Origin of the sequence: Bacillus ndiopicus (assembly GCF_000612805.1) — a bacterium.
GTDB classification, from domain to species: Bacteria; Bacillota; Bacilli; order Bacillales_A; family Planococcaceae; genus Metasolibacillus; species Metasolibacillus ndiopicus.
On record NZ_HG964405.1, the window covers coordinates 342134 to 357982 of the forward strand.

General features: G+C 36.8%; 19 protein-coding genes, 1 pseudogene and 1 other annotated feature. Of the genes and pseudogenes, 18 read left to right on the top strand and 2 right to left on the bottom strand.

Going from position 1 to position 15849, the window contains the following annotated elements; genetic code table 11:
• Positions 1 to 22: 22 nt before the first annotated feature.
• From TY13_RS09920 to TY13_RS09995, 17 genes and pseudogenes are all read left to right on the top strand, one after another.
• The gene (locus TY13_RS09920) at positions 23 to 1906 is read left to right on the top strand and encodes a reverse transcriptase/maturase family protein (RefSeq protein ID WP_042475023.1); all 1884 of its coding nucleotides are present in this window, start codon (positions 23 to 25) and stop codon (positions 1904 to 1906) included.
• A gap of 78 nt (positions 1907 to 1984) precedes the next feature.
• Positions 1985 to 2125: pseudogene (locus TY13_RS20145) on the top strand (JAB domain-containing protein); the annotation flags it as partial.
• A gap of 369 nt (positions 2126 to 2494) precedes the next feature.
• Positions 2495 to 3514 carry a rod shape-determining protein gene (locus TY13_RS09925; protein ID WP_042475025.1) on the top strand — a complete coding sequence of 340 codons (1020 nt, stop codon included), beginning with the start codon at positions 2495 to 2497 and terminating at the stop codon, positions 3512 to 3514.
• Positions 3515 to 3526: 12 nt separating this feature from the next.
• Positions 3527 to 4435, top strand: a complete 909-nt coding sequence (gene mreC, locus TY13_RS09930; RefSeq protein ID WP_042475027.1) for a rod shape-determining protein MreC — start codon at positions 3527 to 3529, stop codon at positions 4433 to 4435.
• Positions 4436 to 4963 (top strand): rod shape-determining protein MreD, encoded by a 528-nt coding sequence (gene mreD / locus TY13_RS09935; protein ID WP_042475030.1) that lies wholly within the window; start codon positions 4436 to 4438, stop codon positions 4961 to 4963.
• A gap of 100 nt (positions 4964 to 5063) precedes the next feature.
• Entirely contained in the window at positions 5064 to 5732 is a 669-nt protein-coding gene (locus tag TY13_RS09940; protein ID WP_042475819.1) for a septum site-determining protein MinC, read from the top strand.
• A 1-nt stretch (position 5733) separates the two neighbouring features.
• Positions 5734 to 6531, top strand: a complete 798-nt coding sequence (minD, locus tag TY13_RS09945) for a septum site-determining protein MinD (protein ID WP_042475033.1) — start codon at positions 5734 to 5736, stop codon at positions 6529 to 6531.
• Positions 6532 to 6844: 313 nt separating this feature from the next.
• Entirely contained in the window at positions 6845 to 7381 is a 537-nt protein-coding gene (locus TY13_RS09950; protein ID WP_052344293.1) for a hypothetical protein, read from the top strand.
• 1 nt (position 7382) lies between these two features.
• A complete protein-coding gene (locus TY13_RS21035) occupies positions 7383 to 7991 on the top strand; it encodes a site-2 protease family protein (RefSeq protein ID WP_230199421.1) in 609 nt (202 codons plus the stop codon).
• A gap of 40 nt (positions 7992 to 8031) precedes the next feature.
• Positions 8032 to 8118, top strand: a sequence feature (ribosomal protein L21 leader region).
• Between the two features lie 15 nt (positions 8119 to 8133).
• Complete coding sequence (rplU, locus tag TY13_RS09960) at positions 8134 to 8442, top strand: 50S ribosomal protein L21 (RefSeq protein WP_042475035.1); 309 nt, start codon at positions 8134 to 8136, stop codon at positions 8440 to 8442.
• A 16-nt stretch (positions 8443 to 8458) separates the two neighbouring features.
• Positions 8459 to 8797 (top strand): ribosomal-processing cysteine protease Prp, encoded by a 339-nt coding sequence (locus TY13_RS09965; RefSeq protein WP_042475038.1) that lies wholly within the window; start codon positions 8459 to 8461, stop codon positions 8795 to 8797.
• A gap of 13 nt (positions 8798 to 8810) precedes the next feature.
• On the top strand, positions 8811 to 9110 hold the full coding sequence (rpmA, locus tag TY13_RS09970; RefSeq protein ID WP_042475040.1) for a 50S ribosomal protein L27: 300 nt from the start codon (positions 8811 to 8813) through the stop codon (positions 9108 to 9110).
• 177 nt (positions 9111 to 9287) lie between these two features.
• Positions 9288 to 9815 (top strand): Spo0B domain-containing protein, encoded by a 528-nt coding sequence (locus TY13_RS09975; protein WP_042475042.1) that lies wholly within the window; start codon positions 9288 to 9290, stop codon positions 9813 to 9815.
• 5 nt (positions 9816 to 9820) lie between these two features.
• A complete protein-coding gene (gene obgE / locus TY13_RS09980) occupies positions 9821 to 11110 on the top strand; it encodes a GTPase ObgE (RefSeq protein WP_042475045.1) in 1290 nt (429 codons plus the stop codon).
• A 17-nt stretch (positions 11111 to 11127) separates the two neighbouring features.
• A complete protein-coding gene (locus TY13_RS09985; RefSeq protein WP_042475047.1) occupies positions 11128 to 11583 on the top strand; it encodes an ACT domain-containing protein in 456 nt (151 codons plus the stop codon).
• Between the two features lie 96 nt (positions 11584 to 11679).
• Entirely contained in the window at positions 11680 to 12549 is an 870-nt protein-coding gene (pheA, locus tag TY13_RS09990) for a prephenate dehydratase (RefSeq protein WP_042475050.1), read from the top strand.
• Positions 12550 to 12559: 10 nt separating this feature from the next.
• Positions 12560 to 12943 carry a thiol-disulfide oxidoreductase DCC family protein gene (locus TY13_RS09995; protein WP_042475052.1) on the top strand — a complete coding sequence of 128 codons (384 nt, stop codon included), beginning with the start codon at positions 12560 to 12562 and terminating at the stop codon, positions 12941 to 12943.
• A 188-nt stretch (positions 12944 to 13131) separates the two neighbouring features.
• Here TY13_RS09995 and TY13_RS10000 read toward each other — a convergent pair whose 3' ends face one another.
• On the bottom strand, positions 13132 to 13557 hold the full coding sequence (locus TY13_RS10000) for a hypothetical protein (RefSeq protein WP_042475055.1): 426 nt from the start codon (positions 13555 to 13557) through the stop codon (positions 13132 to 13134).
• A gap of 449 nt (positions 13558 to 14006) precedes the next feature.
• On the opposite strand from TY13_RS10000, the gene TY13_RS20705 reads away from it, so the two are divergent.
• On the top strand, positions 14007 to 14153 hold the full coding sequence (locus TY13_RS20705; protein WP_154661579.1) for a hypothetical protein: 147 nt from the start codon (positions 14007 to 14009) through the stop codon (positions 14151 to 14153).
• A 484-nt stretch (positions 14154 to 14637) separates the two neighbouring features.
• On the opposite strand, the gene TY13_RS10005 is transcribed toward TY13_RS20705, so the two are convergent.
• Complete coding sequence (locus TY13_RS10005; protein ID WP_042475057.1) at positions 14638 to 15798, bottom strand: GGDEF domain-containing protein; 1161 nt, start codon at positions 15796 to 15798, stop codon at positions 14638 to 14640.
• Positions 15799 to 15849: the final 51 nt, after the last annotated feature.

Consider the following 15849-nt stretch of genomic DNA (forward strand, 5'->3'; position numbering starts at 1 on the left):
AACAAAGAAAGGAGTCATGAATATGGCAAAAAATCCATTTCAGCAGTTAGACGTTATAAGGAATGCCTCATATCATAATCGAAAAATAAAAGATTGTTACCGATTACTATACCATAAAGATTTATGGATAAAAGCATATGCAAAGTTATACCCAAATGCAGGTAATCTAACGAAAGGCACGACAGAGGAAACAATTGATGGCTTTAGTCTTGGGAAAATTGAACAGATAATTAAAGAATTAAAAGAAGGTACATTTCGCTTTTCTCTTGTGCGTAGGGTTTACATTCCTAAAGCAAATGGAAAGAAACGTCCTTTAGGTGTACCAAATTTTAAAGATAAATTAGTTCAAGAAGTAATGCGAATGATTTTAGAGCAAGTTTACGAACCTATTTTTAGTGAACATTCGCATGGATTCCGACCAAACTATAGTTGTCATACAGTTTTATCTGAAATTAAAAACACGTGGAAAGGTTTGACATGGTGTGTAGAAGGTGATATTAAAGGATTTTTCGACAATATCAATCACAATACACTGTTAAAACTAATTGCTAAAAAAATCGATGATCGTAGATTTCTATTACTTATACACAATGCACTAAAATGTGGAGTAATGGAGAATTGGCGTTATCATAAGACCTTTAGTGGAACATCACAAGGAGGAATCATTTCCCCCTTACTTGCAAACATATACCTTCATGAGTTAGATCTATTCATGGAAAAAGAAATGCAAGTTTTTGAAAAAGGTAAACTCCGTGAACGTAACAAAGAATGGAAAACAATCCGTGGACGTATCACAACGCTTCAAAGAAAAATACAACGTTTAGATATAAGATATGGAGATAAAGACTGGCTAGAAAGAAACGACCTAGTTGAAGAATTGCGTATTCTAAAAGCTAAACAATTAACAATCCCATCGGTTGAACCGATGGATGAAAACTATCGAAGAATGAAATATGTTCGCTATGCGGATGATTTTGTTATTGGAATTGCTGGTTCAAAAAATGATGCCAAGCAAATCAAACAAATTGTCGCAGAATTTTTATCAAACACGCTTCAATTAGAACTAAGTGAGGACAAAACGGTCATTACACATCTTGAAAAAGGTGTTCCATTTTTAGGTTATGAGTTTAAAACATGGAGTCAAGAAAAAATTACACGTGTTCAATATAAAAACTATAAACATCCGATTAAAAAAAGGACACTCTCTGGTGCAATTAAGTTAGAAATACCAACGAAAAAGATATGTGCATTTGCGATCAAAAATGGATATGGTAACCTGGATAGTTTTGAAATTACTCACCGAAAGAAACTACTTAATAATTCAGAACTAGAAATATTAATGACGTACAATGTAGAATTACGAGGCATAGCAAATTACTATAAGTTAGCGAATAATTATCATCATTTAGATAAACTATTCTATTTAGCAGAAAGCAGTTTTATTAAGACGCTAGCTAATAAGAGAAGAAGTACATCTAAAAAGGTCGCAACGAGTATGAGAAAGCATGAGCAAGGTAGACTATCAATCGTTTCAAAGAACAAAAAAGGTGAAAAAGTTGCCTACATGTTTGTGAAACTAAAAGATATGCCGAAACAAAAGGGAGCTATTCGCGTAAGTGATAGAGACGTGGATATGATTCCAAACACACTCAAATACTCATCGAGAACAGAGTTTGAAAAACGCTTACTTGCAAACAAATGCGAAGCCTGTGGAAAAACAGAAGGACAAATGGAAGTACATCATGTACGGAAGTTAAAAGACCTGAAAAACAAGAAAAACTTAAAGTATTTAGACAAGATTATGATACAAAGAAACCGAAAGACAATTGTACTCTGTTATGATTGTCACCACACACATCACGAAAAACGCATTCCAATCGAACAACTGGCGAGCCGTATACATTGAAAGGTGTATGTACGGTTCTGTGGGGGGATTGTGAAACCGACTATGGCAACATAGCACGGCGCATTTTCTCTACCCAACAACGCCACACCAAGCCCCGAAGATATCGAGGTGACACAACGCCTACAAGAAGCAGGTTTAATTATTGGTATCGAGCTACTTGATCATGTGATAATCGGAAATCACCAATATATTAGCATGAAAGAAAAAGGATACATGTAACCAATCTGTTTAAAAAATAATAAGTTTTAATGTAAAATAAGAAGCGTGAGAAAAATTCGTGTAATATAACGAACCTTTCTCGCGCTTTTTCGTCATAATTTTGCAATGAAACTGTAAAAATAGTGGGCGATTTTTCATTTGTTTCACGCCATTAGAACGAATACAATAGAAAAGTGGGTAAAAGAAATCGTTATTTATCGTATTTAGCAATATATCACACTATAATTTTTAGCTTTTATCCGCTATAATTAAGCGTATCGTTTAGATAGGCTACATGCTGTAAATAATATTGCTATATAATTGAAATAACAAAAGCAGCTTATTTACAAAAATAAAAAACACGGTTTATTAGGAAAGGAAGTACACACATTGTTCGGAATTGGAAATAAGGATGTCGGGATTGACCTAGGCACAGCAAATACACTTGTTTTTGTTAAAGGAAAAGGAATTGTTTTACGCGAGCCTTCAGTTGTGGCGAAAAATGTCAAAACAGGCGATATCGTTGCGGTAGGTAATGATGCGAAAAATATGATTGGACGTACACCAGGCTCAATTGTAGCGATTCGTCCAATGAAAGATGGTGTCATCGCAGATTTTGATATTACAACAGCGATGATTCAATACTATTTAAAAGAAGCATTAAAAAATTCAGGTTCAAACTGGAAAAAGCCAAATGTTATGATTTGTGTACCATTCGGCATTACTTCAGTAGAGCAACGTGCAGTAATTGATGCATCACGTCAAGCAGGAGCGAAAGATGCATTTACAATAGAGGAGCCGTTTGCTGCAGCAATCGGTGCGAATTTACCAGTATGGGACCCAACTGGTTCGATGGTAGTCGATATCGGCGGTGGTACAACTGAAGTAGCTGTTATTTCACTTGGTGGTGTTGTAACAAGCGAATCAGTTCGTATTGGTGGCGATGCAATGGATCAAGCAATCATTGGTTACATTCGTAAAACATATAATTTAACGATTGGTGAGCGTACAGCAGAGGCAATCAAAATGGAAATCGGTAGTGCTCGTGCGGAAGATAGTACAGCATCTATGGATATTCGAGGACGCGATCTTGTTACAGGTTTACCTAAGACAATTGAAATTACTGCAAAAGAAATCTCAGAATCTTTACGTGAATCGGTAACGGCGATTATCGATGGGGTGAAGCGTACTTTAGAGCAAACACCACCTGAATTATCTGCAGACGTAATGGAGCGTGGTATTGTTTTAACTGGCGGTGGCGCTTTATTACAAAACTTAGATAAAGTTATTAGTTCTGAAACAAATATGCCTGTATTTATTGCAGAAAACCCATTAGATTGTGTAGCGATTGGGACAGGGAAGGCATTAGATAATATCGACTTGATTCGTGCACAGCAATTAAAAGGATAAGGTGATAAAACAATGCCACATTTTTCAAATAAAAAAATTATCGTGTTATTAGTTAGCACAGTTTTTCTAGTGGCATTGATTGGCTTCTCGTTAAGCAACCGTCATAACGCAACATTACCTGAACAAATTATTAAAGACACTGTTGGCTTTGCACAGTCCGTTGCTGCAAAGCCAACAGGCTACATAACGGGTATTTATAGTAACATCGAAGCGCTTCTAAATACGTATGAGGAAAACAAGCGTTTAAAAAGTCGACTTGAGAATTTTGTTGTTTTACAATCTGAAGTTGACGGATTGAAGTCAGAAAACAAAAAGCTTCGTGAGTTAATTGACAAGGAAGACAGCTTGCGAGATTTTCAGCCGATTCATGCAACTGTAATTGCGCGCAATCCTGATCAATGGGAAGAGAAAATTATTTTAAATAAAGGTCAAGTTCATGGCATAGAAAAAAATATGGCTGTTATGACAGCACAAGGCTTAGTCGGTAAAATTATTGCTGTGACGCCATTTACATCTGAAGTCGAGCTACTTTATACGAAAAATGCAAATTATCGTATATCAGCACTTGTACAAGGTGGGAAAAAAGATATTGTTGGGGCAATTGAAGGATATGACGGGGAGCGTAACGAATTAATTTTAAAGCGTATTAATCCTAGCTTTGAAGTGGAAGTTGGTAAGCAGGTCGTATCATCAGGTTTAGGCGGTATTTTCCCAAAAGGCATTTTAATTGGTGAAGTAACAGAAGTTACAACTGAAGATTTTGGATTAACGAAAATGGCGTATGTCAAGCCATCAGCAGATTTTTCAATGCTGGAGAATGTCATTGTGGCAAAGCGAGATATGACAGCAATTGATGGTTCAGATGGCGACGGAACGAATGTGAATTTAACCGATCCGCCAGAGGAGGAGGAAGAGGAATAGATGTTTATTCGTTTACTCATCCCAACAATTGCCGTATTATTATTTTTATTCGAGCCATTGCTTGCGATGTTCTCACCTATTGTAATTGGCGAGCAAATCGTTTTTTTAGTGCCGCGCTTTTTAATTTTATATCTAATATTTATTGCGATTTATTATAATCGTAAGCGAGCGGTACTTTATGGTCTATTTTTCGGGCTATTGTATGATGTGTTTTACATTGATATTATTGGATTATACTCATTTTTATATCCATTGCTATGCTTTATTGCCGGTTGGAGTGTGAAATATATTCATCAGCATCTAGTCATTACCACTGTATTGGCGGTTATGCTCGTTGCATCAATGGAAATCGCCCTGTACGAATTTTTCTTTTTAATAAATTTCACGCCAATGACATTTCAAATGTTTCTTAATAATCGCTTAATTCCAACAATTATGGCAAATCTAATATTTTTAGCGATGCTTGGTTGGGCATTTAAATATTTAATTAACAAGCGAGTGTTACAGCGTGCGCACAATGGAGCTTAATGTAATGACTGAGTTACAACATCATTTTGATTTAAAGCCTCTGGCGGATAGTAAAGATGCCAAGGTGTAATTGACAATGGAGTGTGAGGTGCATATTATCATGAAAAAACAGCTTGTCCATATTAAGGGAACAAAGGACGGTTTAATACTTCGGCTTGATGATCAATGTGCCTATGCAGAGCTTCTAGAGGAGCTAGCACAAAAAGCTTCTGAAGGTGGAATTGAAGGGAAATTAGACGTACAGTTACACCTAGGTACCCGTTATTGCACAAGTGCACAAAAAAAAGAGCTTATTCAAATTGTACAACAACAAGGAAACTTAATTGTGTCAAAAGTGCAAAGTGATGTATTAACAATTGAAGAAAGCAATCAAAGGGTGTTACAAAAAAAGTGCGATACATATGTCGGGATTGTACGGTCAGGCCAAGTGCTTAGAGCAACAGGTGATATTATCGTGCTAGGGGATGTCAATCCAAACGGGCGGATTGAAGCTGGTGGCAATATTTATGTTCTAGGGAAGCTGAAAGGTGTTGCACACGCTGGTGTAGAAGGCAATGAGGATGCTGTTATTACAGCTTCTCATTTTGAACCAACACATGTACTCATAGCAGATCGTGTTGAAGCGATGTCAAATGAACAACAAGCTGTCAAGGAAAATATGGATCAGCTATGTGCATATATAAATGAAAGTGGTACAATTTCTTATGATCGTATTCAAAAAGTAAAGGAAATCCGTCCATCTTTTACAACATTTAAAGGGGGAAGCTAATGTGGGAGAAGCAATAGTAATCACTTCGGGAAAAGGTGGCGTCGGTAAAACGACTACAAGCGCTAACCTCGGTACCGCATTGGCTCTTCAAGGAAAGAAAATATGCTTAGTAGATACAGATATTGGTCTGCGTAATTTAGATGTTGTGTTAGGTTTAGAAAATCGTATTATTTATGATTTAGTTGATGTCGTAGAAGGTCGCTGTAAAGTGCATCAGGCACTTGTAAAGGATAAACGAGTCGATGATAAACTATTTTTATTACCTGCAGCTCAAACAACAGATAAAAACGCTGTGACACCTGAGCAGATGAAGAGCTTAATTAATGAATTAAAAAGTGACTTTGATTATGTATTAATTGATTGTCCAGCGGGTATAGAGCAAGGCTATCGCAATGCGGTGGCTGGGGCAGACCGTGCAATCGTTGTAACAACACCAGAAATTTCCGCTGTGCGAGATGCGGACCGAATTATCGGTTTATTGGAGCAAGAAGAAATTGAGGCACCAAAATTAATTATTAATCGTGTTCGCCATCATTTAATGGCATCAGGAGACACGATGGATATTACTGAAGTAACGACACATTTATCAATTGACTTATTAGGTATTATAATAGATAGTGAGGAAGTCATTAGTTCATCAAATAAAGGTGAGCCCATCGTAATGGATCCAAATAATAAAGCCTCTTTAGGATATCGTAATATTGCCCGTCGTATTTTAGGCGAATCTGTGCCATTAATGTCAATAGAACCAGAAGCAAAAGGCATGTTTGCTAAATTTAAATCACTATTTACAAAATAAAAATAGGTGCTGCAAGAAAAGGAAAATTTTATTCGCCTTTTCTTGCAGCTTTTGTGTTTTATTGAAGTTAAAAGAATGTGTTTCTTATTAAGGGTTTGAAAACAGCAACTTAAAAGTGGGGATTAAAAATATATAAATGAAGTATTTAAAATTTAATTTTGGATTATTTAAAAGTGATCTTTATTTTTTAATAGGCTTTATGAATATACGAAGTTTTAATATATTCTCACCAATTTAATCTGCATTTGCTAAAAAGCAGTGCGGTTTTTTGTAGGCTTTCGCATATACTGTTAAAAACGGATGGGATGGTGGCATGAAAAGGTGGCAGTGGGGAATTGCCTTTATATTTTGTGCAGTTGTATGGGGTACAACGCAATTGCCAGAAACAAAAACAACGAGCTTTATTAAACGTATCGTTTACAGTCAAGATGATTTAACATTTATGCGAAATACTTTACGCAGTATCTCTATTTTTGAAGGGAAAAAAGTTGAAGTTGCTGATTATCCTGAGGTTAGAGAAATGCTCAGCTTCACGGCCATTCAGCCGAATAATCAAGGCTATGTCTTGACATATGAGCAAGCAGTAAGCCTTTATGCATTGCAGAATGGTATCGTTGTATTTACCGGCTTCACGAAAGAAACAGGACAAACTATTTCTATTTTTTATGAGGATAATACGACCGTCACATATGGCTTTATTGATAGTTTTTCGCTATTACCCTACACAACAATTGCGGTAAATGAACTTATCGCAACAAAACAAGCAGGTGATTTATACATTCGTATAGAGAAAGACAATCAAGTGCTTGATTTAGAAAAAACATTAACTTGGCTTAATGAGCAGATGTAGTATGCTGCGAATAACGATTCATCCTTTATTGCTTATTGTTTTGTTGATGATGATTTTTACTGGGAATATCGCACTTTATAGTATTATTTTATGCTCGTTAATAGTGCATGAAGTTGGACATTTACTTGCAGCAAAAGCTGTTAACTTGCAGCTAAAGAGCTGTGTTATTATGCCGTATGGTGGCGAAATTAAGCTACGGCAGGAAGGAACGTATCTACAAAGGCTTATTATTGCACTTGGTGGACCTTGTGCAACGCTTATTGGGATGGCAAGTTGCGCATTTTTACCGCCGCTACTTGGGGCTCCTTTCTTTAAAGTGCAATTTTATTTATTATGCCTGAACTTATTGCCGTTTTTACCGCTGGATGGCGGGAAAATAATTTGCTATGCGCTGCTCACAATATTTCCAAAAGCAAAAATTTATGAGGTTTTTTTATCGCTTTCACTTGGCTTTTTTTCTATAATTGCAATAGTGGCATTTTTGCTGTTACCACAATCTATTCCAATTCTATTATTGAGCATTTTACTATGGATTAATTTAATAGGAGAATGGAAGTACCGGAAATACCGCATCGCTTATGAGAAAATTGTTTTGAATAGGTTGACGTAGTATTTTTATTATGGTAATATTTTAATGTTATTGTTTGTAGCACCCGCTACAACCGCACTGGCAAGGTGCCTAAGATTAGCTAGTTTAGCTAACACCTTGATAGTAACAGGCGAGTCTTAGTCTAAAGAGGAGGTGCATTTTAATGTACGCAATTATTGAAACTGGTGGTAAACAAATCAAAGTTGAAGCAGGTCAAGAAATCTACGTTGAAAAACTAGGTGTGGCTGCTGACGAAATCGTTACTTTTGACAAAGTTTTATTCGTAGGTGGAGAAACAGTTAAAGTTGGTGCTCCAACTGTTGAAGGTGCAACTGTTACAGCTAAAGTTGTAAAAGAAGGTCGCGCTAAAAAAATTACTGTTTTCAAAATGAAAGCGAAGAAAAACTACCGTCGTAAACAAGGTCACCGTCAACCATATACTAAATTAGTTGTTGAAGCAATCAACGCTTAATTTTGAGGTGAACCGGATGATTACGGTAACTATTTATAGCGATGAAAATCGAAAATCGTATGGATTTGAAATCTCAGGTCATGCACTTTCTGACGTTTATGGACGTGATTTAGTATGTGCTGGTGCATCTGCCATCGCCTTTGGTGCTGTCAATGCTATTCCACATCTTACAGGTATCACACCAGAAATCGAGCAGGGAGAAGAAGGTGGTTACTTAAAAGTAGCAATCTCGAATGACTTGGATCGTGAAACAGACGATAAACTTCAAGTAATCCTGAATACTATGGTGACACAGTTTTATACGATGACAGCTAGTTATTCAGACTTTATTGAATTGAAATATAAAATGGTCTAGGAGGTGCATCGCAATGAACTTATTATTATCATTAGACTTACAATTTTTCGCATCTAAAAAAGGTGTAGGTTCTACAAAAAACGGACGTGACTCTGAGTCAAAACGCCTTGGTGCTAAACGTGCTGATGGTCAATTCGTAACTGGTGGTTCGATTCTTTACCGTCAACGCGGTACGAAAATCTACCCAGGTACAAACGTAGGCCGTGGTGGAGATGATACTTTATTCGCTAAAGTTGACGGCGTTGTTAAATTCGAACGCTTAGGTCGCGACAAGAAAAAAGTATCTGTATACCCAGTAGCTCAAGAAGCATAATGGTTGCAGCAAAGGGCTGACGCGTAAAGCTTTAACTTACGCGTCAGCCTTTTTTCTGTCAATGGATGCCTGAAATTTTCTTAAGTATTGGAAAGCTCAAATTTTTCTATGTAGTTTTAAGGGAAAAAAGCTGCAAAACTTGCTATACTAATAACGATACTGATTGGAGTGTATAACATGACAACAAAGCCGTTAACAATAAATGAAGTATTGCGTTTTGCTAATCATGATTTTTTGAATCAGCTGAATTTAATTCAAATGAATTTAGATTTACAGCGCATTGAAGAAGCGAAGCAAATCATTAAAGATATTGCAAACTATAGTAAAATGCTATCAAATATGAATAAATTACAGCTATCGCAAACTTCAGAATGGCTTCAAACATTTGCTTGGCGTTTTCCAGCAATTGATTTAAAGCTCGAAAGCGATGTAAATCAAACAGTAAATCAACTAAAGCTTGATGAAACGATAGCACAATACTTGGAAAACACAGTTATCCAAATTTATGATGAGCTTGATGCATATGCTGAGCATCAGCTTCAAATTGTGACAAAATCAGATGCATCACAATTTCAGTTGATTTTTCAATTGACTGGGAATTGGTCGCAAATGCCAATATTAAAAGAAATAGAACATATGTGCATTGATATTATAGAAGTGACAAACAACTCGTTACACTATGTATTAAGCGCAGGACTGGAGTGAAAACAATGTTTGTCGATCACGTAAAGATTTATGTAAAAGGTGGAGACGGCGGAGACGGTATGGTCGCTTTTCGTCGTGAGAAATATGTACCTAATGGTGGCCCGGCTGGTGGCGATGGTGGTCACGGTGGGAACGTGGTGTTTCAAGTAGATGAAGGGTTACGTACATTAATGGATTTCCGCTATAAGCGCCATTTTAAAGCGGAGCGCGGTGAGCATGGCATGAGTAAAGGAATGCATGGTCGCAAATCTGAGGACTTAATTATTAAAGTACCACCAGGAACAGTTGTTATTAATGCAGAAACAAAGGCTGTGATTGCTGATTTAGTAGAGAACGGGCAAACAGCGATTATTGCCAAGGCTGGTCGTGGTGGCCGTGGTAACTGCCGCTTTGCAACACCTGCAAACCCTGCACCTGAGCTTGCTGAAAAAGGAGAGCCAGGACAAGAGCTAGATGTTATTTTAGAATTAAAAGTATTGGCAGATGTCGGTTTAGTAGGATTCCCTTCTGTAGGAAAATCGACGTTACTATCTGTTGTATCTGCTGCTAAGCCAAAAATTGGAGCATATCACTTTACAACAATTGTACCGAATTTAGGTATGGTAGAAACGGAGGATGGTCGTTCATTTGCGATGGCTGATTTACCGGGGTTAATTGAAGGTGCGCATCAGGGCGTTGGTCTTGGTATGCAGTTTTTACGACATATTGAGCGTACGCGTGTAATTGTCCATGTAATTGATATGAGCGGCATGGAAGGACGTGATCCATACGAGGATTACGTAACAATCAATGAAGAGCTAAAGCAATATGATTTACGCTTAACAGAGCGTCCACAAATTGTTGTTGCCAATAAAATGGACATGCCTGAAGCGGAGGAAAATTTACAACAGTTCCTTGAAAAAGTAGGCGACAGTGTGAAAGTATTCCCTGTCTCAGCTGTATCACGTCAAGGTTTGAAAGCTGTGTTATTTGAAGTTGCAGATTTACTTGAAGTGACACCACAATTTGAGTTACACGAAATAACTGAAGAAGAATCTGATGCAACAGTGCTGTATAAATATGAGAAACAAAATGAAGACTTTGAAATTACACGTGATGATGATGGCGCATTTGTACTGTCAGGCTATTCGATTGAACGTCTATTTAAAATGACAGATTTCAGTCGTGAGGATGGTATAAGACGCTTCGCTCGTCAATTGCGAGCGATGGGTGTTGATGATGCTCTTCGTAAACGTGGGGCTGAAAATGGCGATACAGTTCGCTTAATGGAATTTGAATTTGACTTTGTAGATTAATGCTTGGGGGTAGAAAGATGAAAAACGTAGCAAATCAGCGCTATTATTTAGTGCGTGAAGATGTCTTGACGGATGCAATGCAAAAAACATTAGAGGCAAAGGCACTATTACAAACAGGTGCTGTCGCCTCTATTTGGGATGCTGTCAAGGAAGTGGATTTATCACGCAGTGCATTTTATAAATATCGCGATGCCGTTTTTCCTTTTCACTCCATCGTTCAAGAGCGTATTTTAACATTATTTTTACAACTCCAAGACCGTAAAGGCTCCTTGGCAAAATTACTTGAAACGATTTCAGAAGCATATTGCAATGTGTTAACGATACATCAAACAATACCAATTCAAGGGCGTGCAAATGTTACATTATCACTTGACGTAACAAACATGAATGTTGATTTAAATGAATTGGTTCAAATTTTAAAGCGCCTTGACTTTATTGAATCAGCAGAGGTAATAAGCTCTGGCGCATTATAAGAGCGAAAAAGAAAGCTGTCATACTAATAAGTATGGCAGCTCTTCTACACATTCCAAAGACAGAAAATTTCGAAATGAGTAAAGGGAGGACGTAAAATGTCTACACAAAATTGGGAAAAGCGCATCGCATACTTAGGACCAGAAGCATCATTTACATATTTAGCGACAAAGGGCTTATTCCCAAACGATTGGTTAATGCCACAAGCCTCGATACCTGAATGCATCGAAGCAGTTGCAGAAGGGAGAGTGGAGTTGGCGGTTGTGCCATTGGAAAATGCTTTAGAGGGCTCTGTACCTTTGACAATTGATTATTTATTCCATGAAGCGAATCTTTTTGTTGTAGGGGAAGTTACATCGAAAATTCAGCAGCATTTAATGGTACATCCACAGCGAGCTGCGAATTGGCAAGGCATTGATGCGGTTTATTCACATCCACATGCGTTAGCACAATGTCATAAATATTTATTTTATCGTTTCAGCGGTGTGCCGTTACATCAATATTCATCAACAGCAGCAGCAGCAAAGCTTGTTGCTGATTCACCAGAGCGATGCATTGCAGCGATTGCAAATAGTGCAGCAGCAGAAAAATACGGCTTAACAATTGTCGAAAATAATATTCATGATTTTCACTTTAACCATACCCGTTTTTTCGTCTTGTCAAAGGAAAATATTCGCTTGCCTAAAATAGATAGTGAAACGACGAAAACAACATTTATGATTACTTTACCAACGGATGTATCAGGGGCGCTGCACCAAGTATTATCGGTATTTGCTTGGCGTAAACTAAATTTAAGTAAAATTGAATCCCGTCCGTTGAAAACAGGATTAGGTGATTACTTCTTTATCGTGGATGTTTTAGCTGATGAGGAAGAAACAATGATGAAGGGGGCCGTAGAGGAATTACAAGCTCTAGGCTGTACAGTGAAATCGCTCGGTACATATTATAGCTACACAACACCAGAATGAGGTGAGAAATATGGCGATTGTTTTGTTTGATGGAGAGTGCCATTTTTGCGATGCAAGTGTGCAATTTATTATTAAACGAGATCCAAAAGGCTATTTTCAATTTGCCTCGCTGCAAAGTGAGATAGGGCAGGAACTATTAGCGCGCTATCATGTGCCACCAACAGATAGTATCGTATTAATAGAAAAAGAGCGCTATTTTCTACAATCGACAGCTGCCTTAAAAATTGCACGTCGGCTGCAAGGTGGTTGGCGCTATGCTTATGTATTTATTGCGGTACCAGCTATAATTCGAAATGTTGCTTATAAGATTGTAGCGAAAAATCGTTATAGGTGGTTTGGGAAAAAAGAAGTATGCGAATTACCCTCAAAGGAAATCCGCCAACGCTTTCTATAAAAAAGTGTATCGGGAATACCGACACACTTTTTTAACATTCACGCATTCGTTGAATAGGGAAGACAGTAAAGTAAACCGTATGAAATCAGCATTATTAATGGATTTCATACGGTTTTATTTAGATAAATGATACTAAGAAGGGAGTAAGTAATGACTATTTAACGCAAGTCCAATACCTAACGTTCATTCTACTTTCGTTCTAATGAATTCAATTCAGGTGTTTCTTCTAAATCAAAAATTCCGTATGTAGAAACCATACAAGGATATGCAATACAACCACTAACTTGACCATTTGAACTCACCTGGATTGGCCTTGATAATATATTATTTTTGTCAAACGATTTAATTTTTTGTTCAACACTTGAAAGCCCCATCGCAATCCATCCAGCAGGTGGACGACCAGTTGCATAAGTGATAATTCCATCACCAATCCAAGCCACAACAATCCCACCAAAGAATATCGCTACTTGAGCAGCTTGTGGTTGTATAGTTTCTTCAACATTACTTACAATTGGTTTCGGTGTCGAAGCATAGATTGTAGGAATTTGGAATAACGAGCTTGTTAATAAAACAGTAGAACTTATTATAATAGGAAACTTAACTGTTTTTTTCATTTTTATCTTCCTTATTTCAAAAGAAATATTTAAAAATCATTGTGATAGCGAAGTATGTCAACATCCCCAGTAGAAAAATCCAAATATTTTTCAATTTATTTTCCACATTCACACCTCCTAGCCAATTATCCTCCATACTATTTTGTATTATTATATTTCTAGTAATGAATTGAATTTTAAATAAACAAAAATTTTTGTTACTAGTTTTATTTACGTGTAAAAATAGGAATATATCCCCTGATATTTATTATATTGGATTTTATAGTAAGTGTGAACATTTTTTATTCGACACTATTTTTCGAGTTAATTCGCCATTCTGAGCTAAATAATGAGCCACCGAGCCAAGGCGTTTTCAGAAATATCCCTACAATAAAAATAATGTCAAACAAGAAAGTGCAATTACAGATGGAAGAACATCGGATGATTTCGATGAAAGTATTAAAGAAAAATTGCCTTTTCCAACAAAAATTGAGGTATTTAAAGTTGTTGCTGACCAATATGAACCTGTAGAGTTAAAGGATGATTATTTGACAATGCCTACAGAGGAAGGAAGATATATTTACAGGCATGTTGATTATGAGAATATTGGCTATTAAGAGGTGTGTTTTAAGGTAGAGAATGCACTGTTAATTAAGAATTTACTTGTTGATTGAAGTGGAGGGGGCGAGTGCTCCTGCGATCACTCGTAGCAAAGCAAAGCCTTCCATCAGGAACAGCACGAGCTGAAAATCCATTTATTTCGGTGACGACCGAAATAAATTAGTTGAAGCTGTGCCTGCGGAAAGCGTCCCCCGCAACGGAAATTAACAAATTTCAGGGCTTTCTTTGTAAAATAAAGGCTAATCAACACACCTGATATATTTATCTATTTAGAGTAATATATGATGAGGAATTCAAAGGGATTGCTTATTATGCTTGGCAAGGTAGGGTAGAAAATTAATGTAAGAAGCGTTAGCAAGAGGGCGATGAAAAGCCTAGAAAATCACTAAAGCGATTGCATAAAGGGAAATCTATTTACGCAATCGCTTTAATATATTATTGTAGTTTTATTACGATAGTTTAGTATTTCTTAAAATGATTCTAAAATCTTACAGCACAAACTTGATTGCGCCCATTTTCCTTCGCTTGATATAAAGCCTTATCTGCATTTGTATAGAGCTCATCTAAAGAAAGGGCTATGCTGGCATCGGTTGTGGCAGAGCCTAAGCTCAGCGTACATTGTGTAGAAATGTGCTGAAATGGATGCTGCGAAACAGTGGCTCTCAATGCCTCTGCTAGTTGAGTTGCTCGGTCGATTGGACAGTTCGCTATTAAAATAACAAATTCATCCCCGCCATAGCGACCAAAAATAGCCTCTTTCGGTAGCTCGTTAGCTATTAATTTTGCCAATTCCCTTAATATATAATCTCCGATATCATGTCCGTATGTATCATTAATCCCTTTAAAGCGATCCACATCAAAAATAATAAAGGATAGCGTGCTTTTTTTCTTTATCCCTGTAGCAATCATTGCGTTAGCACGCTGAATAAAGGCTCGTCGATTATAAATGTTTGTCAATTCATCGATCATGGCCATACGTGTCAGTTCAACATCTGTTTGTTCTTTCACAAGTAAAATAAAACCAATACTGCCGACTAGCATTTCGATAAATCTTGTTAAAAAGGCCAGTGCTTGGTATTCATTTTCTGCAAAAAGTGTTACATCAGTTGAGACAAATAACGCGTTATATGCACGAAGCACAAGTGATAAGGCAATGGCGCTATAAATCATAAGCATGATACACCGTAAAATCGACGTTTTACAATTTCGATAAAATGCTCGAACTGGAAAGGCAATAAGTATGGCTATGATAATAGATACAATGGCAATACGTACATTCTCATGATTATAAAACAAAATAGCTACATAAAAGCTAAATAGGCCTATTAGTGTTACAATGAAAATAGTTTTTCGCATGTTAGCTGTGAAACATTTTAGCAACATTAACAGCGCGATACATTCAATCGTAGTGCCAATAAGTAGCACTGTGTTACTAAGAAAAATAGAAATTATAAATGGCAATGTTTCTCGAAATAGTATAATAGTAAATGCGATAATTTGTAGGAGTTTTCCGATTACAAATGCCCAAACAGTAGGTTTTTTATATTGATAGCTGTAGGCAGAAATAAGCGTAATAACACAGCAATGTCCGATAACAAGCAATACAATAACTGTTTTCATATCAAGTAATAAAAGTGACATATATGTGTACTCCTAACTACATGGTGAAAGAAATTGTTATTATTATACACA